This window comes from Nonomuraea sp. NPDC049504 (genome assembly GCF_040676845.1).
GTDB lineage: Bacteria > Actinomycetota > Actinomycetes > Streptosporangiales > Streptosporangiaceae > Nonomuraea > Nonomuraea salmonea.
Map to the genome: position 1 here is coordinate 204899 of NZ_JBFAPT010000002.1, position 25265 is coordinate 230163.

General features: G+C 71.9%; 19 protein-coding genes. 13 read left to right on the forward strand and 6 right to left on the reverse strand.

Features of this window, described 5'->3' with window-relative positions:
* Positions 1-3: 3 nt before the first annotated feature.
* The 7 genes from AB0K28_RS04290 to AB0K28_RS04320 all read left to right on the forward strand — a co-directional run bounded on the left by AB0K28_RS04290 (position 4) and on the right by AB0K28_RS04320 (position 11036).
* Positions 4-5991 (forward strand): proline-rich domain-containing protein, encoded by a 5988-nt coding sequence (locus tag AB0K28_RS04290; RefSeq protein ID WP_364364922.1) that lies wholly within the window; start codon positions 4-6, stop codon positions 5989-5991.
* A gap of 36 nt (positions 5992-6027) precedes the next feature.
* Positions 6028-6585, forward strand: a complete 558-nt coding sequence (locus AB0K28_RS04295; RefSeq protein ID WP_364364925.1) for a hypothetical protein — start codon at positions 6028-6030, stop codon at positions 6583-6585.
* 5 nt (positions 6586-6590) lie between these two features.
* Positions 6591-6941, forward strand: a complete 351-nt coding sequence (locus AB0K28_RS04300) for a cupin (protein ID WP_364364927.1) — start codon at positions 6591-6593, stop codon at positions 6939-6941.
* Positions 6942-7013: 72 nt separating this feature from the next.
* Positions 7014-8087, forward strand: a complete 1074-nt coding sequence (locus AB0K28_RS04305; protein ID WP_345409532.1) for an adenosine deaminase — start codon at positions 7014-7016, stop codon at positions 8085-8087.
* The gene (locus AB0K28_RS04310) at positions 8084-8692 is read left to right on the forward strand and encodes a PH domain-containing protein (RefSeq protein ID WP_364364930.1); all 609 of its coding nucleotides are present in this window, start codon (positions 8084-8086) and stop codon (positions 8690-8692) included. The genes AB0K28_RS04305 and AB0K28_RS04310 overlap by 4 nt, the downstream gene beginning before the upstream one ends.
* Before the next feature lie 56 nt (positions 8693-8748).
* Positions 8749-9234, forward strand: a complete 486-nt coding sequence (locus AB0K28_RS04315) for a GyrI-like domain-containing protein (protein ID WP_364364932.1) — start codon at positions 8749-8751, stop codon at positions 9232-9234.
* 317 nt (positions 9235-9551) lie between these two features.
* On the forward strand, positions 9552-11036 hold the full coding sequence (locus AB0K28_RS04320; RefSeq protein WP_364364935.1) for an MFS transporter: 1485 nt from the start codon (positions 9552-9554) through the stop codon (positions 11034-11036).
* Here the strand turns inward: AB0K28_RS04320 and AB0K28_RS04325 are convergent.
* From AB0K28_RS04325 to AB0K28_RS04345, 5 genes are read right to left on the reverse strand one after another with little or no spacing between them, the layout of a single operon-like run.
* Positions 10991-11716 (reverse strand): hypothetical protein, encoded by a 726-nt coding sequence (locus tag AB0K28_RS04325; RefSeq protein ID WP_364364938.1) that lies wholly within the window; start codon positions 11714-11716, stop codon positions 10991-10993. The genes AB0K28_RS04320 and AB0K28_RS04325 overlap by 46 nt on opposite strands.
* Entirely contained in the window at positions 11713-13356 is a 1644-nt protein-coding gene (locus tag AB0K28_RS04330; RefSeq protein WP_364364941.1) for a phospho-sugar mutase, read from the reverse strand. Before AB0K28_RS04330 ends, AB0K28_RS04325 begins: the two co-directional genes overlap by 4 nt.
* A complete protein-coding gene (locus AB0K28_RS04335; protein ID WP_345396140.1) occupies positions 13353-14168 on the reverse strand; it encodes a purine-nucleoside phosphorylase in 816 nt (271 codons plus the stop codon). Before AB0K28_RS04335 ends, AB0K28_RS04330 begins: the two co-directional genes overlap by 4 nt.
* A gap of 2 nt (positions 14169-14170) precedes the next feature.
* Positions 14171-15475 (reverse strand): M20/M25/M40 family metallo-hydrolase, encoded by a 1305-nt coding sequence (locus tag AB0K28_RS04340; RefSeq protein WP_345396143.1) that lies wholly within the window; start codon positions 15473-15475, stop codon positions 14171-14173.
* Positions 15472-16476, reverse strand: coding sequence for an Lrp/AsnC family transcriptional regulator (locus AB0K28_RS04345; protein WP_364364945.1), 1005 nt, complete (start codon positions 16474-16476; stop codon positions 15472-15474). Before AB0K28_RS04345 ends, AB0K28_RS04340 begins: the two co-directional genes overlap by 4 nt.
* Positions 16477-16586: 110 nt before the next feature.
* Here AB0K28_RS04345 and AB0K28_RS04350 point away from each other — a divergent pair, with 110 nt between their 5' ends.
* The gene (locus tag AB0K28_RS04350) at positions 16587-17891 is read left to right on the forward strand and encodes an MFS transporter (RefSeq protein WP_364364948.1); all 1305 of its coding nucleotides are present in this window, start codon (positions 16587-16589) and stop codon (positions 17889-17891) included.
* Here AB0K28_RS04350 and AB0K28_RS04355 read toward each other — a convergent pair.
* Complete coding sequence (locus AB0K28_RS04355; RefSeq protein WP_345396149.1) at positions 17888-18340, reverse strand: gamma-glutamylcyclotransferase; 453 nt, start codon at positions 18338-18340, stop codon at positions 17888-17890. The two genes, AB0K28_RS04350 and AB0K28_RS04355, sit on opposite strands and share 4 nt — an antisense overlap.
* Before the next feature lie 72 nt (positions 18341-18412).
* Between AB0K28_RS04355 and AB0K28_RS04360 the strand changes: the two genes are divergently transcribed.
* The 5 genes from AB0K28_RS04360 to AB0K28_RS04380 all read left to right on the forward strand — a co-directional run bounded on the left by AB0K28_RS04360 (position 18413) and on the right by AB0K28_RS04380 (position 25261).
* Positions 18413-19801, forward strand: a complete 1389-nt coding sequence (locus AB0K28_RS04360; protein WP_364364951.1) for an NAD(P)H-quinone dehydrogenase — start codon at positions 18413-18415, stop codon at positions 19799-19801.
* A 152-nt stretch (positions 19802-19953) separates the two neighbouring features.
* Positions 19954-22239 carry a TIM-barrel domain-containing protein gene (locus tag AB0K28_RS04365; RefSeq protein ID WP_364364954.1) on the forward strand — a complete coding sequence of 762 codons (2286 nt, stop codon included), beginning with the start codon at positions 19954-19956 and terminating at the stop codon, positions 22237-22239.
* Positions 22240-22256: 17 nt separating this feature from the next.
* On the forward strand, positions 22257-23570 hold the full coding sequence (locus AB0K28_RS04370; RefSeq protein WP_345396155.1) for an extracellular solute-binding protein: 1314 nt from the start codon (positions 22257-22259) through the stop codon (positions 23568-23570).
* Complete coding sequence (locus tag AB0K28_RS04375) at positions 23571-24443, forward strand: sugar ABC transporter permease (RefSeq protein WP_364364958.1); 873 nt, start codon at positions 23571-23573, stop codon at positions 24441-24443.
* The gene (locus AB0K28_RS04380; protein ID WP_364364961.1) at positions 24440-25261 is read left to right on the forward strand and encodes a carbohydrate ABC transporter permease; all 822 of its coding nucleotides are present in this window, start codon (positions 24440-24442) and stop codon (positions 25259-25261) included. The genes AB0K28_RS04375 and AB0K28_RS04380 overlap by 4 nt, the downstream gene beginning before the upstream one ends.
* Positions 25262-25265: the final 4 nt, after the last annotated feature.

Genomic DNA, 25265 nt, shown 5'->3' on the forward strand with positions numbered 1-25265 from the left:
ACCATGGGCTTCGACGGGTTCCTCACGCCCGACTGGGCCAAGCCGTACGTGGGCTGGGTCGTCGGCATGGACTGGCCGGAAGGCGACGAGAGCGGCTGCTTCCGGATGGCCGACGCGTGCATCACGGCCGCGTACCGCATCGTCGAGGGCACCGACGCCCACCTGCCCGCCGGCGCCCGGCTCATCGGCGCCGACTGGGACGGTGACGCGCACCTCGCCTTCGTCGGCCACGTCAGGAAGACGGCCGACGAGAAGGTGGCCACTCTCGTCGAGCGGCTGGTCAACACCGCCGTCGCGCTCAACGGCGTGGGCGTGCAGATCCAGTACGCCAAGTACATGATCGAGGCCACCGTGTGGCTGCTGATCGCGACCCTGGTGGTGCTGCTGCACCTCGCCGTCACCAATCCCGCGGCCCTGGGCCTGATCCCGCCGCGCGTGCAGATCGCGCGGCTGACCGTCGCGCAGATCGCCCGGCGGACACTGCGCAACATCGCCATCTTCGCCGGGATCATGGGCGGGATGGACGCGGGCATCCAGGCGCTGCAGCTGACCAACCGCAGGGACGAGTTCGACGTCAAGCAGCTCGCGATCTCGGCGGCGAGCGGCGGCGCGATGGGCGGCATGATGGGGCTGATGTCGGGCGCGCTGTCCCGGCTCGCCACGCCCGCCCTGCGGGCCGGGCTGACCCGGGCGGAGATGTCCACGTTCGAGAAGCTGCTCGCCGCGGCCAACTCCTCCCTGTACGGTCAGGCCGCCCAGTACGCCGTCACCGGCGGCCTCACCACGGCCGGCACCATGCTGGCGCAGGGGCACTTCAGCTGGGACATGCTGGCCAAGGGCATCACGTCCAGCGCACTCGGCGCCGACGGCCAGCACCTGGTCAGAGGTCTGCCTCCCGAGATCCCACCGACCACCTCAAGCGGCCTTCCCCCCACCCCCGACCCCGGCCCCGGTGGCCCGAGCCCAGGCGCCGGTACGGGCGACCCGGGCCCCGGCGTGGGGGAGCCGGCCTCCGGCACCCCGGACCAGCGCTCCGGAGCCGGCGTCCCCGACCCCGGCTCCGCAGCGAGCGGCGGCGAACCCCGTTCCGGTGGGGCGGCGCATGAGGCCGGGCAGGTCCCCACGACCACGCTCGCGTCGAGCCCGGACCCGCAGCCCGCCCACCAGCAGCCCGCCCACCAGCAGCCCGGTTCACAGCAGCAGGGCATCAACGCGATCCCTCCGGCGCACGCCCCGGAGGGCGGTGCCTCGGTGGTGCGGCCTGACGGGACCGGTCAGGTGGCGCGGCCTGACGGGGTGGCGCGGCCTGATGCGGGTGAGCCGGGGCGGGCGACGGTGCGGCCGCCGCGTACCACCGAGATCGGGGCGCTCGGGGAGACGGCCGTGCATGACGTCAAGGTGCCGCAGGACGCCAAGGCGGCGGCGCGGGCGCTGGCCGACGGGATCGAGGGCGCGACGAAGCGGGAGCGGGCGGCCGTCCGCGACTGGCTGGAGCAGGTGCTCGCCGACGGTGACCGCGACGCCTGGACCGAGCGCCTGGCGAAGGGCGCGGCCCTGGACGTCGGGGACAAGGCGATCTACGTCAAGCTGCGCCCCGAGGGGTTCACCCATGTGGAGCACCCGGACCTGGCACCGGAGAAGCCGGTCGCGTTCGGCGGCGACGGCGTGGAGGGCAAGTCGGTACGCGCCACGTCGAGGGAGGTGAGCGGCGGCCTCGTCCGCAACCTGACCGAGTCGCCCGACGCGGCCGAGGAGTCGACGGCGCTGCCGCGTACCGGACTGCTCGACACCTCCAGGACCACGCACACCAGCAGCATCGAGCTGATGAGCGGCCACAAGGTCATCAGCCCCAAACACGACTACTTCCTCGCCGACGTCGCCGTGGACGTCTACCGCGACGGCGCGAAGCTCGCGACCGCCGGCAAGATCCAGGACCTGGCGGTGACCCTGCCCTTCCCCGAGCAGTTCACCAGGGAGGGCCCGCCGCGCCCGTCCGACCACCCGCCGGCCCGCCCGCGCCACGAGGTGCCGCAGGGGGCGGCGGGCAGGTTCCGCGACCACGGCATCACGGTCAGCGGCCTCGACCTGACGCCGCTGGTGCTGGAGGTGCAGCGCCGCGCGCTCGCCGAGGGCGTGCCCGCCCGCGAGGTCGTCAAGATCATCGACCACCTCACCTCGACCATCCTGCACGAGCAGGGCATCAAGAACCGCAGTCAGGCGCTGCTGTCGAGCGGGGCGGTCACGGAGGCGGTCAGGTTCAGGGCGTCGGCGCTGCGGTCGGCGGAGGAGTCGATCAGGATCACCGGCGAGGTGACCAGGATCGAGCGGGTGGACGGCGACGGGCGGCCTCCCGTCGAGGGCATGCTCCGCGACGACCTCGGGCGGCGCAACGCGGAAGGCGTGGCGTACCGGCAGGGCAGGGACCTCAACCTGCACGTGGGCGGCAGGCTGGGCGTGCGCGCCGGCCACTGGGCGGAGGCGATCGGGCGCGGCATCGTCGGCTTCGGGTTCGGCTCCGACCACGTCGCGACGGCGAACCGGGCGCACGGCAACCACACCGTGGTCACCAGCCGGGCCGACCTCACCATGTACGACGCCCACCTGCGCCTGAAGGTCGAGACGGAGACGATGGGCACGTTCACCGTGGACGTGCCGGCCGAGCTGGCCCTGCCGACGCGCGACGCGCCCGGCCTCGAACGGGACGTCTTCGGCCACGACCTGCGGCCGCCCGGCGAGTTCAACAGGATCCAGCACGAGCTGGCCGGCCTGCACCGCGAGATGGAGCGCGTACGCCAGGAGTTCGCATCCGGCAGGACGGGCTACGACCCGCACCCGCTGGAGCCCAGGACGCTCGCCGCCGGTCGCGGGCCAGGACTCGGCACCGGCGTCAGGGTGCACGCGGACACGCGGCTGTTCGCCGAGCTGCGCCAGGCCGTCGAGGGGGCGCTGCCGGACCTGCCGCAGAACATCAGGCGGCAGATCGTCCGCGACCTGGAGCTCAGGTACGGGGGCGCCGCCCTGGAGGCGGACCTGACGTACGCGCTGCACGGCATCAGGTACGAGACCACGATCGCCGGCCACACGGTCGAGGTCGTGGCGCAGGGCGTGCTCGGCCCCCGGCACGAGGTCGGCGCGACGGCCGTGACGATCAACGAGCGCAGGATCACCTCCTGGAACGGCACCAGCCAGCGCGAGGTCTCGCACGGCGTGCGCGGCGAGGTGGCCGCCGTGGCGCGGGTGGACGTGGGCAGGGCGCTCAGGACCGGCCTGCCCGAGGGCGTGCTGAAGGTGGACGCCCCCAACATCGCGGGCATCGCGAGCGGCTCCAAAGCGGAGACGGTCGCGGTCGGCGCGGGGCACACGCGATACGACCGCACGGAGGCGGGCGGCGGCTTCACCTTCACCAGGGACCTGTCGTTCGACGTCCAGCTGCGGGTCTCGAAGGACGGCGCGGTGGTGGCCGACACGTCGTGGCGGGTGGACGGCAGCCGGGCGGAGATCGTCGTCCCCGAGCCGCACCTGCAGGAGACGCCGCTGCTGGCCGGTGACGTCACGACCGTGGGCCGCGTGGAGCGGCTCGACGGGCCGCCCCGCGACGTGTGGGCGCACGACGACCGGCTGCACGCGATCGTCCGCCTGGGCGCGATGCCGGACCTGGCGCGGGCGGTGGCCGAGGTGCACGCCGCCTGGGCGGACCTACCGGTGCCTGCGGGGCGCCTGGACGTGCCGGTGACGATCGAGAACGTCGTGGACGTCATCACCCTGGAGACCATGATCACGTCCCATCCCGGCGGGCTGCGGCACGTGGTGGCCGAGCACGGCGGCCGGCGCTACGAGCTGCACGTGCAGGCCGACGTGGCGGGAATGACGTACGTGAAGTCGGAGACCGGGGTCGAGCACGAGGCGTACGCGAACAGCAACTCGCGCGTCGTCGAGGGGGAGCGGGGCGCGCGCGGAGTCGGCGGGCACGCGCGGGCCGGCGTGCGGGTCACGCTCGGCGGCTCCCCCGAGGGCGGTCACCCGGTGACGGGGACCGAGCACAAGGTGCTGGCCCGGGTGGGCGGGCACGCCGCGGCCAAGCGGATGTCGCTGGAGAGCTCGTACCGGGGCGGCGGGGACATCAGCCGGGTCACGTACGGGGACGGCGGCGTCTCGCACTGGTACCGGGGCGACCTGGTGCTGACCGTGACGCCCAGCAGGACTGCCGGGACGGTCGTCGAGCACGGGGAGCCCGTTCACCTGCGCGTGTCCGACATCATGGACATCGTGCTGCCCGACGAGGTGGCCCGCCGCCACGACCTGGACGTCCCAGAACCTCCCGCCCCCGAGCCGGGACACGCCCCGGAGCAGGCCCCCGAGCAGGCCCCTGAGCAGGCTCCCGAGCAGCCCGCGGACGTCGCTCGTACCTATGTGGCGCCCGAGGCGGCGATGAGCACCGCTTCCGTGCACCACCTCGACGCGCGCGGCGTCCTGCCCGCGATCGTGGAGACGTTGCGCGGCGAGGGGCTGCTCTTCCCCGGCCAGGAGCTGACCGCCCACCCGGTGGCCGAGCAGCTGCGCGGCCACTTCGGACAGGAGGCGCTCGGGACGAAGCTGGGCGAGCTGCGCGGGAACGGCGTGACGTCCTGGCTGTTCGTCACCGACGAGGCGGGCCGGGTCACCGAGCGCGTGGGGATCAGGGTCACGGCCAGGCTGGGCGACGGGGTGCACGTCGGTGAGCGGGCCGACACGGGGCTCATGCTGCGCAGCGAGCGGCTCGGCGGCGACCTGAACCTCCAGGAGAAGGGGTCGGACCGCGGCAAGGAGGTGCTCGCCCGCTACATCAGGACCTCGGACGGCGACATCGCCGGCGGCGAGGCCGGGGTCACCACCTCCCGCGACGGTCACGCCGTGGATGCCCGCGGCACCAACGTCAAGGACATCAACCGCTTCCAGACCCGGGAGGCGCCGCAGGAGTTCCGGCATCCTGTCACGTACGACATCACGCTCGAACGCTCCAAGGTCAGCCCCGTCATGGAGCCGGTGCAGGGCGCGGCCCGCGGCATGCTGCTCAAGGCGGGCGAGCTGACCGGCCACGACGGCGCCGTACGGCTCTTCGACCGGCACGTCGGCGTCACCACGACGTCCGGCGCGGTGGCGCACGGCGAGGTCGGCCTGCTGGTGGCGGGCCACCTGACCACGGAGGTCCCGCACGGCACGCCGGTCGCGGCGCACACGGAGGTCGTCGCCACCCGGCCGCGCTGGGCGGAGCAGGGCGGGCCTGGCCCGCTGACCGCCATGCTCGGCGACGCGGTGCCCAAGGGTGACGTCAGCCAGGTCGCCTTCCCCGCCGCCAGGCTGGTCGAGGAGTGGGCGCCGCTGGCCTCGGTGCCGCCCAGGCTGCGCGGCGAGGCGCCGGCGGTGGCCGACCGGCCCGGCGGGTTCGAGCTGTCCCGTCAGGACGGCATCGCGCTGACCGAGGCCACCAAGGAACGGACCATGCGGGCGCACCTCGGGTCCCTGCTGGGGCACGCGTACGAGCTGCCCGGCGTCGGCACGGTCGGCATCGAGGTCACCGGCGTCCGCGAGGTCGCCGAGGCGCGGGTCAAGCAGCGCGTCTACGCGCAGACCCTGGACACGTCAGGGCACGGCCAGGGCGAGGGCCGCGGCCTGGCCGCCCGCGCCGGTGTCTCCGGCAACCTGCGCAACCCGTCGGACGGGGGCGCGGAGTCCGGCGGCGGGCACGAAGGGCCGCCGACCGTCGGGTACGGCGGCGTCGGCGGCGCCTCCAAGACCAGGGCGGAGGCCGGGTCGCGCAACGGCGACGTGCTCGAACGCAACTACCTGGAACAGGAGCACGTCAACACCTACCTGGAGTGCGACATCCAGGTCGTGGTCAGGGGCAAGGGGACGCCGCTCGTGCTCGACGTGGACCGTGGGCTCTATCTGCGGCTCACGCCGGAGGGGCTCGCCGCGCTGGCGGAGGCGCATCGGGGAGTCGTCGGGAGATGAGCGCTTGCAGACTCGTACGCTGGGCAAATACCGGTCATGCGCCCGCCGAGTGTCCGCCTGCTGTTCCCACTCGTTCTGCTGAGCGTGCTGACCGCGTGCGGCACCGCGCAGCAGGCCACGCTGCCGCAGAGCCCGTCGTCCTCCGGGCCGGCCGCGCAGCCGGGCCCGACGCGTACGGCCGAGGTGGAGGTCGATCGGGGCGGCATGGAGCCGGCGGTCGTGACGAACGTACGGTATGCGGCTCACGACACCTATGACCGGCTCGTGGTCGACCTGCGCGGCGGCATACCCGGATATGACGTGAAATGGGTGGACGGGTTCGTCCAGGACGGCTCGGGCAAGCCCATAGACGTACGCGGCGGCGCGTACCTGCAGCTCACGCTCTTCCCCGCGCACGCCCACGACGACGAGGGCGAGCCCACCTGGGGCGGCGGCCCCGTCTACGCCGCCGGGCTCGGCAACCTCACCAAGGTCGTCAGGACCGGCGACTTCGAGGGCCGCGTCGGGATCGGGCTGGCGCTCGACCGGCGGGCCGGGTTCCGGGTCACCGAGCAGGGGTCGCCGGATCGGCTCGTGCTCGACGTGGCACACTGACCGTCGTGGTGAGAAAGATCGAGGGGGCCTCGCGCATCCCCGTACCCGGTGGCAAAGTGATCGACGAGCACGTGGGCCGCGTCAACAGCGGCGACGAGGCGGTGTCCATCGCCCACATGACCGCGCCGCCCGGGTGGGAGGAGCCCGCGCAGACGCCGGCCTTCACCGAGTACACCGTGGTCCTGCGCGGCACCGTGCTCGTCGAGCACGCCGAGGGCACCACGCGGGTCGACGCCGGCCAGTCGGTGGTGACCTCGCCGGGCGAGAAGGTCCGCTACAGCGTCGGCCCCGAGGGCGCCGAGTACATCGCGGTGTGCCTGCCCGCCTTCGCCCCCGAGGCCGCCGGACGCGACTGACCGCGGGCCGCGCGCCGGGATCGCGCCCGGTGGTGGCGAGTGAAAGCCGGGCCGTCCTCATATCATGGGCGGATGAGCCCCACGCTTGACGAGATCCGGCGGGCTCCCAAGGTGTTGCTGCACGATCACCTCGACGGCGGGCTCCGCGCCGAGACGATCGTCGAGCTGGCCCGGGAGACCGACTACGGCCGGCTGCCCACCCACGACCCCGACGACCTGCGCCAGTGGTTCGAGGAGGCGGCCGACTCCGGCTCGCTCGAACGCTACCTGGAGACCTTCGACCACACGGTCGCCGTCATGCAGACCCGCGAGTCGCTCGCCAGGGTCGCCCAGGAGTGCGCGGAAGACCTGGCCGCCGACGGCGTGGTCTACGCCGAGGTGCGCTTCGCCCCCGAACAGCACACCACCCGGGGCCTCAGCCTCGACCAGGTGGTGGAGGCCGTGCTCGACGGGTTCGAGCGCGGCTCCCAGGGGCGCGGCATCCGCGTCGGCACGCTGCTGACCGCCATGCGCCACCAGGCGCGCTCCCGCGAGATCGCCGAGCTCGCGGTCCGCTACCGCGACGGCGGCGTGGTGGGCTTCGACATCGCGGGCGCCGAGGCCGGCTACCCGCCCACCCGCCACCTCGACGCGTTCGAATACCTGCAGCGGGAGAACGCCCACTTCACCATCCACGCCGGCGAGGCGTTCGGGCTGCCGTCGATCTGGCAGGCCATCCAGTGGTGCGGCGCCGACCGGCTCGGCCACGGCGTTCGCATCATCGACGACATCTCGGTCTCCGAGGACGGCACGGCCAAGCTGGGGCGGCTCGCGGCGTACGTCCGCGACAAGCGCATCCCGCTGGAGATGTGCCCCACCTCCAACCTGCAGACCGGCGCCGCCGCGTCGATCGCCGAGCACCCCATCGGGCTGCTGCGGCGCCTGCACTTCCGCGTCACGGTCAACACCGACAACCGGCTGATGAGCTCCACCACCGTGTCGGACGAGTTCCGCAAGCTGGTCGAGGCGTTCGGCTACGGCTGGGACGACCTGCAGTGGTTCACGGTCAACGCGATGAAGTCGGCGTTCCTGCCGTTCGACGAGCGGCTGGCGCTCATCAACGGCGTGATCAAGCCCGGGTTCGCACGGCTCAAGTGGCAGCCGTGAAGCAGACCTACCGCTCCAAGACCGCCTATGTCCTGGCGTGGATCTGGCTGGTGTTCGTCGCGCTCAACGTCGTCGACCTGGTCGTCCGCTTCAGCGGCAAGGCGTCGCTGGTGGCGCTGGCCGTGCTCGCCGTGCTGACCGCGCTGGTCTACGCGGTCGCGCTGCGGCCCGCCACCGTGCTCACCGAGGAGGGGCTGGTGGGGCGCAACCCGTTCCGCACCACGTTCCTGCCGTGGGCCTCCATCGACGACGTCGGCGTCTCCCACTCGATCAACGTCCGCTACGGCGACGACCAGGTGCTGCGGCTGTGGACGCCGATGAGCAGCGCGCGCGAACGGGCCAAGGCGCAGCGCCGCGGCGCCCCCGCCCAGCAGCGGGGGCGCTTCGCCACCGAGCCGGCCCTGTCGAAGGGCGAGCAGGCGGCGGCCGAGGCGTTCGCGGGCAAGACCCACGCCGACTGGGTGGGCGACCAGATCCGCGACCGCGCCGAGTCCGCCAAGCGCCGCTCCAAGGAGGCCGGGCCCGCCCGGGTGACGTGGTCGTACGACTCGATCGCGGCGCTGGTCGTCGCGCTCGCTCTGGTGATCGCCGCCGTCGTCGCGTAGGTCCGATGAGTTTCGCGGGCCTCATCGGTCTGATAGGGGAGAAGGAGGTTTCACCCATGCCTGAAATCGTGGAGCTCCCCGACCGTCCGTACGTCGGGGTGCGCGGCGCCATCACCATGAACACCGTCCCGGTCGTCGCGGACCGGATCGGCGAGATCGCCGGCTGGCTGCTGGGACGCGGTGCCGCCATCGCCGGGGCGCCGTTCCTGCGTTACGAGAGCTTCGACACGGAAGGCGACGGGCTGGTGATGCAGGCCGGGGTGCCGGTCGCGGGGCCGGTGGAGGTCGAGGGCGACTACATCGCCGGGGTCCTGCCCGCCGGCCGCTACGCCACCCTCACCCACCGCGGCCACTTCGACGGCCTCATCGAGGCCACCCGTGTCCTGCTGGCGTGGGGCGAGGAGCAGGGCCTGAAGTGGGACATGACCGAGGGCGACGGCGCCGAGCACTGGGGCTGCCGCCTGGAGGTCTACAACACCGACCCCCGCGTCGAGAACGACCCCGCCAACTTCCTCACCGACCTCCAGTTCCGCCTGTCCTGACCGCCCGCCCGGCCGTCCGCGGCGCCTGAGGCCCCGAACCGGCGCCGCGACGCCGGTTCGGGGCTCGGGGGTCGGGCAGCTCCGCCGACGGCCCTTGGCGTCGGTCCTGGGCTCGGGGTCGGGCAGTTCCGCCGACGGCCCTTGGCGCTGGTCCTGGGCTTGGGCCAGGGGCCGTGCCGCCGACGTGCCTTCCGCCGGTTCGGTGTGGTCGGCTGCGAGGGGTGGCTTGGCCGGGCTGGTCCTAGGACGGATGGCCGAGTCGGTCCCGGGCCGGCGGCCGATCCGCGCAGACGTGGCCGGCCTGGACACTGCTGCGGGTGCGATTCTCCTCCTCGGGCAGCCCTGCCGTGCGTCCCTTCCTCATCGGCATGTTCGTCGACGCCCTCGGCAGCGGCCTGTACGTCCCACTGACGCTCCTGTTCATCCAGCAGGTGACCGGCCTGCCGCCGGCGACAGTCGGGCTGGGGGTGACCGTGGCGGCCGGGCTGGGGCTCGCCGCCAACCCCGTGGCGGGCGTGCTCATCGACCGGTTCGACGCGCGTACGGTGCTGGTCGGCACCTACGTGATCCGCGCACTCGGCTTCGCCGTCTACCCGCTGGTGGACGGCTTCGGCCCGCTCATCGCGATCGCCGCCGTCATCGCGGCCGGCGACCGGGCCTACTACCCCGCCTCAAGCAGCTACGTGGCGGCGATCAGCGAGGGCGGCGGCCGGGACCGCCTCTACGCGACCCAGGCGACCGCCCGCAACGTCGCTTTCGGCCTGGGCGGCCTGCTGTCGGCGAGCGCCGTCTCCCTGGCCGGCCAGACCGGCTTCACCATCATCGCCCTCCTCAACGCGGCCAGCTTCGCCCTGGCCGCCACCTGCCTCCTCCTCCCGGCCAACCGCCTGCCCAGCTCGCGCCGGACGGGGGAGCGGAGGGAAGAGGAGGCGCGGAGCCCCCGCCAGAAGGCGCAGCCCTCCGGCGAGATGCCGGATGCACGCCGAGCGGAGGAGCCCGAAAGGGATAAAGGGGCGGATGCGCGCCGAGCGGAGGAGCCCGTAAGGGGTGAGGGGGCGGATGCGCGCCGGTCGGAGGAGCCGGCGCGAGAAGAGGGAGCGGGGGCGCGGGGTGAGAGGGAGCGATCGGGGGGTGGGTATCGGCGGGTGCTTCGGGATAGGCCGTTCATGGGGTTGGTGGTGGCCGAGCAGGCGTTCACCCTGGCTCATCTGATCCTGTCCGTGGGGCTGCCTCTCTACGCGGTTACCGTCCTTGAGCTGCCTCCCGCCCTGCTGGGGGTGCTGTACACGGTCAACACGCTGCTGGTGGCGGCGGGGCAGATGCCGGTGCGGCATGTGCAGCGGCATGCTCGCCGTACGCACGCGATGGCACTCGCGGGCGGGGTCTTCGTGGTCGCCTGCGGTCTGTACGCGGTGACGGCGGCGGTCCCGGCCGGCCTCGCCAGGGTCGTGGTGCTGGTCGCGGCCACGTTGGTGTTCACGTTGGCCGAACTGCTGCACACCGCGCCCGCCGCGTCGCTGGCGGCCGGGGCCGCGCCTACCGCGATGCGGGGCCGGTACCTGGCGATTCACCAGATGACGTGGGCGGTCGGGCAGGTGGTGGCGCCGGCCGGGTTCTCGGCGCTGGTCGCGTTGTCGCCGCCGCTGCTCTGGGCGGCGCTCGGCACGCTCCTGGCGCTCGCCGCCGCGGGGCTGCTCAGACTGGCGGCGCGGCTACCGGCCGAGGCGGTCAGCGCCCCCGCAGGAACGCGAGCTGGTCAGCGGCCCCGCAGGAACGCGAGGTCCGCGCCCCACGAGTCGTAGATCTCGCCGTGTCCGGCCGCCCTGGCATGGGGTTCGAGGTCGTTGAGCAGCGTCCGTACGGCGCCGTCCGCCTCGAGGGTCAGGGCGGCGGCCAGCAGGGGCAGCAGCGCGTCGGCCGCCCACAGCGGCCCGCCCAGCGGATGCCGCCGCAGCTCCCACTCCAGGTACTTGTTGTAGGGCCGCACCCGCCCGTGCAGCGCGAACACGTACGTGAGGTAGGCGGGGACCGTCTCGGCGCCGTCCAGCAGCGTGCCCATGACGTTGCCGTCGCGGGCGTTCTTCAGGCACCGGTAGGCGCTGTTGAGGAACGCCCCGAGCGCCTCGTGCGCCACGACGCCCGCCTCCTCGGCGGCGAGCCTGCCCTTGGCGGCGGCCAGCGAGGCGATGAGCCCGTCGGGCGTGTCCTTGAGCACCTGGGAGTAGGCGAAGGCGTAGCGGTTCCACTCGGTGCCCGACCCGGGCAGCGCGTGCGCGCGGAACTCGTCGAGCGTCATGACCACCACGTCCAGCAGCGCGTCCCGCCGGGGCGCGAGGGAGGCCGCGGGGGTGACGACCGCGTACAGGTCGTGGTCGGAGTGCGAGGTGGCGGTGCCCTCGCGGGCGTGCGAACCGCTCAGCACCAGCCCGAGCACCTCCTGGTCCGCCATGACCCGGTCCAGGAAGCGCTCGAACTCCGTCACCCGAGCCCCAGCCGCGCGGCGAGGTCGGACTTGACGGCCTCAAGCCGCCGCGCGGCAGCCGCGCGCGCCTCGCCGGGCGTCGTGGTGACCGGCACGACCACCTCCAGGTAGCACTTGAGCTTGGGCTCGGTGCCGGACGGCCGGACGACCACGCGGGCGCCGTCCGCCAGCCGGTAGCGCAGCCCGTCGGTCGGCGGCAGGCCGCCGTCGCCGCGCGCGAGGTCGTCGGCGGCGGTCACCTCAAGGCCGCCGAGGCCGGAGGGCGGCTCGGCCCGCAGCCGGGACATGGCGTCGGTGATCAGCGACAGGTCGGCGACCCGGAAGGAGAGCTGGGTGGTGGCGTGCAGGCCGTAGCGGCGGGCCTGGTCGTCGAGCAGGTCGAGCAACGTACGCCCCTCGCGCTTGGCGGCGGCGGCGATGCCCGCCACGGTCAGCGCGGCGCCGATGCCGTCCTTGTCCCGGACCGGCAGCCCCGCGTCGGACCCGACGCTGTAGCCGATGGCCTCCTCGTAGCCGAACACCAGCCCCGGCCCGGCCTTGATGATCCACTTGAAGCCGGTCAGCGTCTCGCCGTACCGCACGCCGTGGGCTCGGGCGATCTTGGCGAGCAGGGTGGAGGAGACGATGGTGGTGGCGACCATGCGGTCGCCGGTGGTGTGCGTGATGACGTGCTCGGCCAGCAGGCCGCCGACCTCGTCGCCGGTCAGCATCCGTACGCCGCCGCCCGGTAGCGGCACCCCCACCGCGCACCGGTCGGCGTCGGGGTCATTGGCCAGCACCAGGTCCGCGCCGGTCTTGCCGGCCAGCGCGGCGGCGAGGTCCATCGCGCCCGGTTCCTCCGGGTTGGGGAAGGCGACGGTGGGGAAGTCGGGGTCGGGGTTGCGCTGCTCCTCGACCGCCATCGGGCTCTCGAACCCGGCGGCGAGGAACGCGCCGGTCAGCGTGGCCGCGCCGACCCCGTGCAGCGGCGTGTACGCCACCCGCAGCTCGCGCGCGTCACCGAGGGGCAGCGCGGTGACGGCCTCGATGTAGTCGTCGACGATGTCCTCGCCCAGCTCCGTCAGCGTGCCAGGACTCCCGAGCGGCAGCTCGTCCACCCGGCCGACCGCGTCGATGGCGGCCGAGATGTCGGCGTCGACGGGCGGCACGATCTGGGACCCGTCGCCCCAATAGACCTTGTAGCCGTTGTCGCGTGGCGGGTTGTGGCTGGCCGTGACCGTCACCCCGGCGTCGGCGCCCAGGTGGCGGACGGCGAAGGCGAGCACCGGCGTCGGCAACGGGCGCGGCAGCAGGGTGGCGTGCAGCCCGGCGCCGGTCAGCACGGCGGCGGTGTCGCGGGCGAACACGTCGGACTTGTGCCGCGCGTCGTAGCCGATGACGACGTGCCGGCCGGGACCGAGCACGGCCGCGAGACCGGCGGCGGCGCGCATCACGGTGACCCGGTTCATCCTGTTGGGACCCGCGCCCAGCTCGCCGCGCAGGCCCGCGGTGCCGAACTCCAGCCGCGCCCCGAACCGCTCGCGCAGCGCGTCGAGGTCGTCCCGCTCGATCAGCCCGGCCAGCTCGGCCCTGGTGTCGGGGTCGGGGTCCTGCGCCAGCCAGGCTCGGGCCTCGTCCACGAGGCTCACCGCCGGGCTCACAGCCGGTCCACCACCTTGGCGAGCAGCACGCCCATGCGGGCGGCCGTCGCCCGGCCCACCTGCAGGACCTCCTCGTGGTCGAGCGGCTCGCCGGACAGCCCGGCGCCCGGGTTGGTGACCAGGGAGATGCCGAGCACCTCGACGTTCGCCTCGCGGGCGGCGATGGCCTCCAGGACGGTGGACATGCCCACCATGTCGCCGCCGAGCGTGCGCAGCATGCGGATCTCGGCCGGGGTCTCGTACGTCGGGCCCCTGAAGGCGACGTAGACGCCCTCGGCCAGGGTCGGGTCCACCTCGCGCACCAGCGCGCGCAGCCGCCGCGAGTAGACCTCGGTGAGGTCGATGAAGGTGGTGCCGGTGATCGGGTTGGCCCCGGTCAGGTTGATGTGGTCGCTGATCAGGACCGGGTCGCCGACGTTCTGCGTCTCGGGCCGCAGGCCGCCGGCCGCGTTGGTGAGCACCAGCGTGCGTACGCCGGCCGCGGCCGCCGTGCGTACGCCGTGGACGACCGCGTCGACCCCGAGCCCCTCGTACAGGTGGGTGCGGCCGAGGAAGATCAGCGCGTGCCGGCCGGACGGGGTGCGCACGACGCGGATCTTGCCGCCGTGCCCGGCGACGGCGGGGGCGCGGAAGCCGGGCAGGTCGGTGAAGGGGATCTCGCTCACCGTCTCGCCGAGCGCGTCGGCGGCGGGCACCCACCCCGACCCCATGACGAGCGCCACGTCGAGCGGCACGTCGAGTTCGTCGAGGCCCGCGGCGCTGCGCAGCGCCGCGGCGGCCTCACTGGCCAGGGTGTATGCGTCTTTGGTCACCTTCAGTAGTTTAGGAGCAGCCTGTCCAGTACCCGCACGCCGAACTGGAGGGCGTCCACCGGCACCCGCTCGTCCACGCCGTGGAACATCGAGGCGAAGTCCATGTCGGCGGGCAGCCGCAGCGGCACGAACCCGAACCCGCGCACGCCGAGGTCGGCGAAGAACGTCTTGTTGTCGGTGCCGCCCGACATGCAGTACGGGATCGCCCGCGCCGCCGGGTCCTCGGCCTTCAGCGCCGCGATCATCGACTCGACCAGCGCCCCGTCGAACGAGGTCTCCAGCGCGATGTCGTGGTGCACGAACTCGCGGCGCACCTTCGGCCCGAGCAGCCCGTCGATGGTCTTGAAGAACTCCTCCTCGTGCCCCGGCAGGAACCGCCCGTCCACCACGGCCGTGGCCTGGCCGGGGATGACGTTCGACTTGTAGCCGGCGCCGAGCTGGGTCGGGTTGGTGGTGTTGCGCAGCGTCGCGCCGACGAAGCGCACCAGCGGCCCGATCTTGTCGAGGATGGGCTGCGGGTCGTCCTCGTCGAACGGGATGCCGAAGGCGTCGGCCACCTCGGTCAGGAAGCGGCGCACGGTCTCGGTGTAGGTCAGCGGCCAGTCGTGGGCGCCGATCCTGGCCACCGCCTTGGCGACCTCGGTGACGGCGTTGTCGTCGTTCAGCATGGAGCCGTGGCCGGCGGTGCCGTCGGCGATCAGCTTCATCCAGGCCAGGCCCTTCTGGGCGGTCTCGATGAGGTAGAGCCGCAGCGACGGGTCCACTTCCAGGGAGTAGCCGCCGACCTCGCTGATCGACTCGGTGACGCCCTCGAACAGCTCGGGGTGGTGCGCGGTGAGGTATTTGGCGCCGTAGACGCCGCCGGCCTCCTCGTCGGCGACCCAGGCGAAGACGATGTCGCGGCGCGGCCTGATGCCCTCGCGCTTGAAGCGGCGCAGCACGGCCAGCATCATCGCGTCCATGTCCTTCATGTCCACGGCGCCGCGGCCCCAGATGTAGCCGTCGCGCACCTCGCCCGCGAACGGGTCGACCGACCAGTCGGCGGCGTTGGCCGGCACGACGTCGAGGTGGCCGTGCACGAGCAGGGCGGGCAGCGAGGAGTCGGTGCCCTCGACGCGGGTGATCACGTTGCCGCGGCCGGGCTCGCTCTCGATGTACGTCGGCTCGATGCCGACCTCGGCCAGCCTGGCCATGACGACCTCGGCGGCGGCGCGTTCACCGGGGCCGCTGCCGTCGCCGTAGTTGCTGCTGTCGGCGCGGATCAGCTCCACGCACAGGTCGGCGACTTCCCTCTCAGCAGGGGTCATGGTGTGTTCTCCCAACGGTGGTCGAGCGTGAGCAGCCCGGACTTGTGGAGGTGACCGCGCTTGTAGGCGCGGGTGATCAGGGTGAGGTCGACGTCGGTGATCTCGTCGTACCGGCCGACGACGCCGGTCATGAAACGGTAGAGCGCCGCCTCGTGCGCCGCCACGACCTGCACGATGAGGGAGTGCGTGCCCGTGGTCGCGGCGCAGTAACGGACGTGGGGGTGCGCGGCCAGTTGCCGGCCGACCCGGTCGAGGCCGTGGGGGCGGGCCTTGAGCCAGAGCATGGCCTCGACCTCCAGGCCGAGCAGCGCGGGCTCGACCTCGGCGCGCGGCAGCAGCAGCCGCCGCTCGATGAGTGAGGTGACCCGCCTGCGGGCGGTCGGCACGGAGATGTCGAGGCGCTCGGCGACCGCGGTGAACGCGATGCGCCCGTCACCGGCGAGCAGCTCGGCGATCTCCTGCTCCAGCGGCGTCAGGCCCTCCTCGTCGGGCGGCGGCTCCGGCTCCGACTCGGGGAGCGGGCCCGGCCGCAGCTCGGCGACCTCGCGCTCGGTGAGGTAGGGGGCGTGCCACTCGGCGACGGTCCTGAACGTGTGCAGCACCACCTGGGTCTGCGTCTGCAGCACGCCGTCGATGCCGGTGACCTGGGAGGACAGGATGTGGTGCAGGTCCTCCCTGGTGGGGGCGACCAGCTCGCAGCCGATGTCGGCGGCTCCGGTGAGCGCGTAGACCGAGCGGGTGTCGGCCCGGCCGGCCAGCGCCTTCGCCACCTCGGGCACGGTGCCGGGACGCACCTGGACGTGCAGGTGCACGGGACGGCCGTGGCCGGTGCGCAGGTCGTCGTAGATGGCGGTGACGCGGACGACGCCGTCGGCGATCAGCCGCTGCAGCCGCCGCGCGACCGTGCGCTCGTGCTCGCCCACGGCCCGGCCGAGCTCGCCCCACGACGCTCGGGGGCTGACTTGCAGGGCGGCGACGAGGCGCCGGTCGAGAACATCCACCTAGGGCCGTTTCTATGTCTGGTTTGTAAATGTTTGCCGAGACATTTGACTGTTTCGGTCGTCCGAATGCACAGTAAGCCATCTCTGCAGTTGTCAGCAAAGGAGCCCACGTGGCGACCTCCCCGGTGGCGCAATCACCACTCGGCATCCCCAAGAGCCGTGTCCGCCAGCTCACGGCGGCCAGCATCGGCAACGTCGTCGAGTGGTACGACTGGTACGCCTACAGCTTCCTCGCTCCCATCTTCTCCGCCCAGATCTTCGCCGAGAGCTCGGGCAACAGCCTGGTGCCGCTGCTCAGCTCGTTCGCCGTCTTCGCCGTGGGCTTCTTCATGCGCCCGCTCGGCGGCCTGGTGGTCGGCGCGTTCGCCGACCGCTACGGACGTAAGGCCGCGATGACGTTCACCATCATGCTGATGGGCGTCGGCTCGCTGATCGTCGGCCTGACCCCCACGTACGAGTCGGTCGGCCTGCTCGCGCCCGTCATCCTGACCCTGGCCAGGCTCATCCAGGGCCTGTCGGTCGGCGGCGAGTTCGCCGCCGCCACCACGTTCCTCGTCGAGTCGGCCCCGCACGGCCGCCGCGGCCTCTACTCGAGCTTCCAGTACGTCAGCACCACGATCGGCCAGCTGCTGGCCTCGGGCCTGGCCGCCCTGCTGGCGACCCTCCTGATCGAGGCCGACATGGACTCCTACGGGTGGCGGATCCCGTTCTTCGTGGGCGCCCTGCTCAGCCTCGTGGGCCTGTGGATCCGCAGGGGCGCCGACGAGACCTCCGCGGTCGCCGGCGAGATCCAGAGCGGCAAGGCCGAGCGGCCCAAGATGTTCGAGTTCCTCAGGAACTACCCGAGGTCCGCGGCCACCATCGTGGGCATCACGATCGCCGGCACCGTCGCGTACTACACGTGGACCACGTTCCTGCCCACGTACGCGCAGATCACCGTCGACTTCGACGTGGCGGACTCGCTGCAGATCGGCACGATCTCGCTGGTCTTCTTCATGATCCTGCAGCCGCTGCTCGGCATGCTGTCCGACAGGATCGGCCGCAAGCCCATGCTGATCACGTTCGGCATCGGGTTCGTCGTGCTGCCGGTGCCGATGCTCGGGCTGCTCACCGACGCCTACGCGAGCCTGCTGGTCGTCCAGCTCATCGGCATGGTCTTCCTCGGCTGCTTCACCTCGATCTCGGCGGCGGTCAACGCCGAGCTCTTCCCCACCCGGGTGCGGGCGGCGGGCGCCGGGTTCCCGTATTCGCTCACCGTGGCGATCTTCGGTGGCACCGCGCCGCTGATCGGGACGGCGCTGAAGGACGCGGGCAACCCCGGGCTCTTCCCGTGGTACATGTCGGCGCTGGCGCTGATCTCGACCCTGGTCTACCTCTTCGTGCTCAGGGAGACCAAGGACAAGCCGCTCAGCTAACCGCCGTAGGAGGTGCAGGGGCGCTCTCGCAGCTCTTTGACGTAGTCGTCGGGAGCGCCCGCCCGCTCGGCGGCCTCGGCCAGGCTGCCGAGGTAGCGGGCCGACGGCAGGCCGCCCTCGTAGCCGTCGAGCACGTAGAACCAGGCCACGACCTCGCCGTCGAGCGTCTGCACCCGCAGCCGCACCTTGTGATAGGCCCCGCGTACGGCGCCCTCCCACTGGTCGAGCGAGGTCTCCTCCCACTCGGGCACGTCGTAGAGCACCACGAAGACGTGCTCGTCGGGATCTTCGACGATGGTGGCGACCGCGCCCTCCCAGGCGAGGTCCATGCCGCCGAACGTCAGGCGCCAGCCCGGCAGCCATCCGACGCCCCTGATGGGGGAGTGCGGGGCACGCATGGCCATCTGCTCAGGGTCCATGTTGCTGCCGTAGGCGGCGTAGACAGGCACAGCTGACAAGAGTAGCGCCTGAGACCGCGCCCCGTTTCGACCTCGGGCCGGGGCATGCGGGACAATGGTGACGTGACGAGGATCGTGATCATCGGCGGCGGACCAGGCGGCTACGAGGCGGCGCTGGTGGCCGCTCAGCTAGGCGCGCAAGTCACGATGGTCGAGCAGGACGGCCCCGGCGGCGCGTGCGTGCTGACCGACTGCGTGCCGTCCAAGACCCTGATCGCGACCTCCGTGCGTAAGCAGGCGCTGCTCGACGCCCCCTCCTTGGGCGTGTCGTTCTCCGGCGGGCCCGACGGCGACGCCGGCACGGTGGGCGTCGATCTGCCGCTGGTCAACAAGCGGGTCAAGGAGCTGGCGCAGGCGCAGTCGGCCGACATCGCGACGCGGGTCGAGGCCGAGGGCGTCGAGATCATCAGGGCGCGGGGGCGGCTGGTCGATCCGCAGGTGGTGCGGGCCGGTGACCGGACGATCAGGGCCGACGTGGTGCTGGTGGCCACCGGGGCGACGCCCCGGGTGCTGCCCGGCGCCGAGCCCGACGGCGAGCGCATACTCAACTGGCGTCAGCTCTACGACCTGGAGGAGCTGCCCGAGCACCTCATCGTCATCGGGTCAGGGGTGACCGGCGCCGAGTTCGCCGGTGCCTACCGGTCGCTGGGGTCGGAGGTCACGCTGGTCTCCAGCCGCGACCGCATGATGCCCAACGAGGACGCCGACGGCGCCGAAGTGCTCGAAGAGGTCTACCGGCGGCGCGGCATGAACGTCATGGGCCGTTCCCGGGCCGCCTCCGTCAAGCGCACCGCCGACGGCGTGGTGGTGACGCTGGAGGACGGCCGCACCGCCGAGGGCTCCCACGCGCTGATGACGGTCGGCATGGTGCCCAACACCTCCGGCATCGGCCTGGAGGAGGCCGGGGTGCAGCTCGACAGGGGCGGCTTCATCAAGGTCGACAAGGTCTCGCGCACGTCCGCGCCGGGCGTCTACGCGGCCGGTGACTGCACCGGCGTGCTGATGCTCGCCTCCGTCGCCGCCATGCAGGGGCGCATCGCGGTGTGGCACGCGCTGGGCGAGGCCGTGCAGCCGCTGCGGCTGGCCACGGTGGCCTCCAACATCTTCACCGACCCCGAGATCGCCGCGGTCGGCGTGGCGCAGCGGGCCATCGAGGCGGGCGAGATCGAGGCGAACGTGGTCAAGCTGCCGCTCGCCACCAACGCCCGCGCCAAGATGCAGGGCTTCAACGACGGGTTCGTAAAGGTGTTCTGCCGGCCGCACACCGGCATCGTGCTGGGCGGCGTCGTGGTGGCGCCGCGGGCCTCCGAGCTGATCCTGGCCGTGTCGGTGGCGGTGCAGCAGCGGCTGACCGTCGACCACCTCGCCCACACCTTCGCCGTCTACCCGTCGCTGTCGGGCTCGATCACCGAGGCCGCCCGCCGCCTGATGCAGCCGGGCGTGTCCATCTAGCCGTCCCGCGCTCCACCGGGGCGCTCGCACAGGCCGAGGCAACCGCCTCGGCCTTTTTCTTTGCGCCTTCCCGCAAGCTCGCACCGTTGACGTTTGTTGGTATGGACAGCAAACTAATTCACGAGTTTGGCGCCCGCGTTGAAGGAGCTTCCATGCCCTATCGCCCTCCCCTGGTCGCGCACGAGTACTTCGTCGCGGACCCGCCCGAGTTGCCGGTCCGCGAGCGGGGTGAGGGCGGCCTGTCGGCGCTCGCCTCGGCGGAGCTGCTCGCGGCCGACGGCGCGGAGGTGCTGCTCAAGGCGGTGACCACGGCCCAGGAGACGCTGGTCGTGCAGGTGGGCGTGGCGGGCGAGGGCGTGATCAGGGTCAGGTTGTCGGATGACGCGACCGCGCGCCCCCGCTCGGAGAGGGCGATCGCGCTGGTGACGCCCGGCACGTACGCCGAAGCGCGGGCGGTGACCGAGCCGGGCGAGCCGATCCTGATCGACGCGGGCCCGCTGCGCGCCGAGATCGGCCTGTCGCCCTGGCACCTGCGCTTCACCGATGCCTCCGGCGCCACGCTGGTCGAGCAGGACCGCGGGCACACCGACATCAGCGGCCGGATGCGTACGCTGCCGTTCGGCCGCTCCCGCGCCGCGGGCACCCCGGTGGCCTACCACGAGAGCTTCGCCGCCGTGCCGGACGAGGCGTTCAGCGGGTTCGGCGAGTCGTTCACCCGGCTCGACAAGCGCGGCCAGCGGCCGGTGATGTGGAACTTCGACGCCTTCGGCGCCGAGTCGCAGCGGGCGTACAAGAACGTGCCGCTCTACCTGTCGAGCCGCGGCTACGGCGTGCTGGTGGACAGCGGCGCGCCGGTGGAGTTCGACGTGTGCCAGTCCACGCACAGCGTCGTGCAGATCGTGGTGCCCGACGACGTGCTCGACTACTACGTGATCGCCGGGCCGACGCCGCCCGAGGTGCTGGAGCGTTACGACCGGCTGACCTGCCGGCCGTCGCTGCCGCCGAAGTGGGCGTTCGGCACGTGGATCTCGTCGGGGTTCTGCGTGGACAGCCAGGAGCGGGTGCTGGCCAGGGCGCGCACGATCAGGGAGCGGGGCATCCCGTGCGACGTGCTGCACCTGGACACGTACTGGCAGACCGACGGGCACTGGTCGGACCTGCGGTGGGACGCGAAGAACTTCCCCGACCCCGAGCGCATGCTGGCCGAGCTGGACACGATGGGGTTCAAGGTCTGCCTGTGGATGAACCCGTACGTCTCGCATCTCAGCCCGATCTTCCGCGAGGCCGCCGAAGCCGGATATTTCCTGAAAAATCAGGCGGGGCTCGTCTACGTCGCCGACTGCTGGCACGGCTCCTTCCCCGCCTGCGGCATCGTCGACTTCACCAACCCGGCCGCCGTCGCCTGGTTCAAGGACCTGCTGCGCCCGCTGCTGCGCCAGGGCGTGGCCGCGTTCAAGACCGACTTCGCCGAGGGCGTGCCCGCCGACGCGGTCGCCTTCAACGGCATGTCAGGCACCGACCTGCACAACGTCTACACGCTGCTGTTCAACGACGTCGTGGCCGAGGTCACCCGCGAGGTCAACGGGCACGACCTGGTGTGGGCGCGCTCGTCGTACCTGGGCGGGCAGCGCCACAGCGCCCAGTGGGGCGGCGACACCTACACCAGCTACGCCGCCATGGGCAGCACGATCAGGGGCGGCCTCGCGCACGGCCTGTCGGGCGTGCCGTTCTGGAGCCACGACGCCGGCGGCTTCACCGGCCGCCCCACCGACGACCTGTACGTCCGCTGGACCCAGTTCGGCGCACTGTCGCCGCTGCTGCGCCTGCACGGCACGACCACCCGCGAGCCGTGGGAGTTCCCCGCCGTCGAGGCGGAGGCGGTGGCCGCGCTCAGGCTGCGCTACCGGCTGATGCCCTACCTCTACTCGGCGGCCGTCGAGGCCGCGCGTACGGGGGCGCCGATGATGCGGGCGCTGTGCGTCGACCACCCTGACGACCCGGTGGCCTGGCAGGCCGATCTGGAGTACCTGCTCGGCCGCGACCTGCTCGTGGCCCCCATGACCGCGCCGGACGGCGTCAGGCAGGTCTACCTGCCGCATGGCCGGTGGGTGGACTACTGGACGGGCGAGGTGCTGGAGGGCGCCCGCTACGTCCGGATCGGCAGGCCGCTCGACCAGATCCCGCTCTTCGTCCGCTACGGCGCGCTCATCCCGGTCCAGGAGGAAGGGGACACGGTGGACGTGCCGCCCGAGATCACGCTGGTCGCCTTCGGGGGCGGCGACGGCACGGTCCACATCCACGACGCCGACGGCCTGACGGTCGCGGTCGCCACCAGGGACGGCGACGAGCTGCGCGTCGCCGTCACCGGCCCTAAGCGCGTCACCGGGGTGGACATCGTCCCGGTGGCCGGAGCTCCCGCGCGGGCCGTCATCTCGTAACACCCCCTGGAGGGATCATGGTCAGATCACGAGGCACGGCGGTGCTGGCCGCCGCCGTGCTCGCCCTGTCGGCGCTGTCGGCCTGCGGCTCGGGCGGCTCGGAGAGCCCCGCCCCGAGCGGCACGGAGCCGCGCGTGCTCAAGCTCTGGCACTACGAGAGCGCCGAGAGCGCGATGGGCAAGGCGTGGGCCGAGGCGATCAAGAAGTTCGAGGCGTCGCACCCGAACGTGAAGGTCGAGTTCGAGGAGAAGGGCTTCGAGCAGATCCAGAAGACGGCGAGCATGGTGCTCAACTCGGACGAGGCGCCCGACCTCATGGAGTACAACAAGGGCAACGCCACGTCGGGGCTGCTGTCGAAGCAGGGCCTGCTGACCGACCTCAGCGAGGAGGCCACCAAGCGCGGCTGGGACAAGCTGCTGCCCGGCGGCCTGCAGACCACCGCCAAGTACGACGACCGCGGCGTGATGGGCTCCGGCAAGTGGTACGGCGTGCCCAACTACGGCGAGTTCGTGATGGTCTATTACAACAAGGACCTCTTCGCCAAGCACAAGGTCGAGGTGCCGGCCACGTACGAGGAGTTCACCGCCGCGCTGGACACCTTCGTCAAGGCAGGGGTGACCCCGCTCGCCAACGCCGGCGCCGAGTACCCGGCGCAGCAGATCCTCTACCAGCTCGCGCTGACCAAGGCGCAGAAGCCGTGGATGGAGTCGTACCAGCTCTACAAGGGCAAGGTCGACTTCCACGGGCCCGAGTTCACCTACGGGGCCGAGACGTTCGCCGACTGGGTGAAGAAGGGCTACATCGCGAAGAACTCGGCCGGACTCAAGGCCGAGGACATGGGCGTGGCGTTCATGAAGGGCGAGTTCCCCATGGTGATCAGCGGCAGCTGGTGGTACGGCCGCTTCGCCTCGGAGATCAAGGACTTCGAGTGGGGCCACTTCCTGTTCCCCGGCGCCGCCATGTCGCCGGGGTCGAGCGGCAACCTCTGGGTCGTGCCGGAGAACTCCGAGAACAAGGACCTCGCGTACGACTTCATCGACATCACGATGAGCCAGGACATCCAGAACCTGCTCGGCAACTCCGGCGGCGTCCCCGTGGCGGCCGACCCCGGCGCGATCACCGACGAGAAGAGCAAGGAGCTCATCGAGACCTTCAACAAGCTGACCGCCGCCGATGGCCTGGCCTTCTACCCCGACTGGCCCGCGCCCGGCTACTACGACGTGCTGGTGGCCGGCGTCCAGAACCTCATCAACGGCAGCAAGACCCCTGCCCAGGTGCTGGACGAGATCGCCGGGCCGTACGAGGACAACCTCGCCGACCTGGGCAACTAGATGAGCGTTCGTACCGGCAGCAGGCGGGGTTACTGGCTCTATCTGGTGCCCAGCCTGCTGCTGTTCCTCGCCGTCATCGTCGTGCCGTTCGTGATGAACGTCGGGGCGAGCTTCACCCGCTGGTCGGGGGTGGGCACGCCGCGCTGGATCGGGCTCGACAACTACACGCGGCTGCTGGCCGACGAGCGGTTCTGGGAGTCGTTCCAGCACAACGTGGGGCTGATCGTGGCCATGGCGATCGTGCCGACCGCGATCGGGCTGGTGCTGGCGGCGGCCCTGTTCGACTACATCGGCAGGAGGTTCGGCGCCCGCACGGCCTCGGCGCTGCGCGCGATGTACTACCTGCCGCAGGTGCTGCCGGTGGCGGTGGCGGGCGTGGTGTGGGGCTGGATGCTGCACCCCTCGTACGGCGCCGTCAACCAGATCCTCGGCCTCGACCTCGACTGGCTCGGCGACCCCGACCTGGCGCTGGCCACGGTCATGGGGGTCATGGTGTGGTTCCAACTCGGCTATCCCGTCGTCATCTTCATGGCCGGGCTGCAGCGGGTGGACCCGTCCTACTACGAGGCGGCCGAGATCGACGGGGCCTCGTGGTGGCGGAAGTTCTGGCACATCACGATCCCGCAGATCCGGCCGGAGATCTTCGTGGTGCTGCTGACGTGCACGATCGCGGCGCTGAAGGTGTTCGGGCCGATCTTCGTGCTGACGCGCGGCGGTCCCGGCAACGCGACGATGGTGCCGTCGTACTTCTCGTACCTGAACTTCTTCCAGAAGAGCAACGTCGGCTACGGCTCGGCGATCGCCACCGTGCTGGCGCTGATCATCATCGTGGTGACGTTCCTGTTCCTGCGGGTGCAGGAGCGTGAGTCATGAGGAGCCCCGGACGGTGGGCGGTGCTGTTCGCGCTCGTCGTGCTGGCCGTGGTGATGATCTTCCCGTTCCTCATCGTGGCGATGAACGCGATCAAGTCGCCGGCCGAGTACAGCTCGCAGGGGCCGCTGAGCCTGCCCGACGGGCTCTACCTCCAGGGCATCGTGGACTTCTGGAACCGGGCGGAGTTCGGCACCAAGCTCTGGAACAGCTTCCTGATCAGCGCGTCCGTGGCAGTGCTCGCGGTCGTGCTGTCGGTGCTCAACGCGTACGCGCTGGGCATCGGCCGGGTGAAGGGCCGGCTGTGGATCCTCGTGCTGTTCCTGGTGGCCAACACGCTGCCGCAGGAGTCGCTGGCCTACCCGCTGTACTACCTGGCCAAGGCCGCCGGTCTGTACGACACCCAGCTCGCGGTGATCATCGTGATGACCGCGATCCAGGCGGCGTTCGGCACGTATCTGCTGAGCGCGGTGCTGGGCCAGTTCCCGAAGGAGATCCTGGAGGCGGCGGCGATCGACGGCGCGGGGCGGCTGCGCGCGCTGCTGAGGATCGTGGTGCCGATCAGCCGGCCGACGATCAACGTCCTGCTGATCTTCTTCTTCATCTGGACCTGGAACGAGTTCTTCCTGCCGCTCATCTTCCTGATCTCCAACGACACCCAGACGGTGCCGGTGGCGCTCGGGATCCTGCAAGGGGAGCGGTACATGGACGCCACCATGTCCAGCGCGTCGGCGCTGCTCGGCGTGCTGCCGGCGGTCGCCTTCTTCCTGATCTTCCAGCGCACGCTGACCCGAGGTGTGACGGTCGGCGCCATCAAGTGATGGA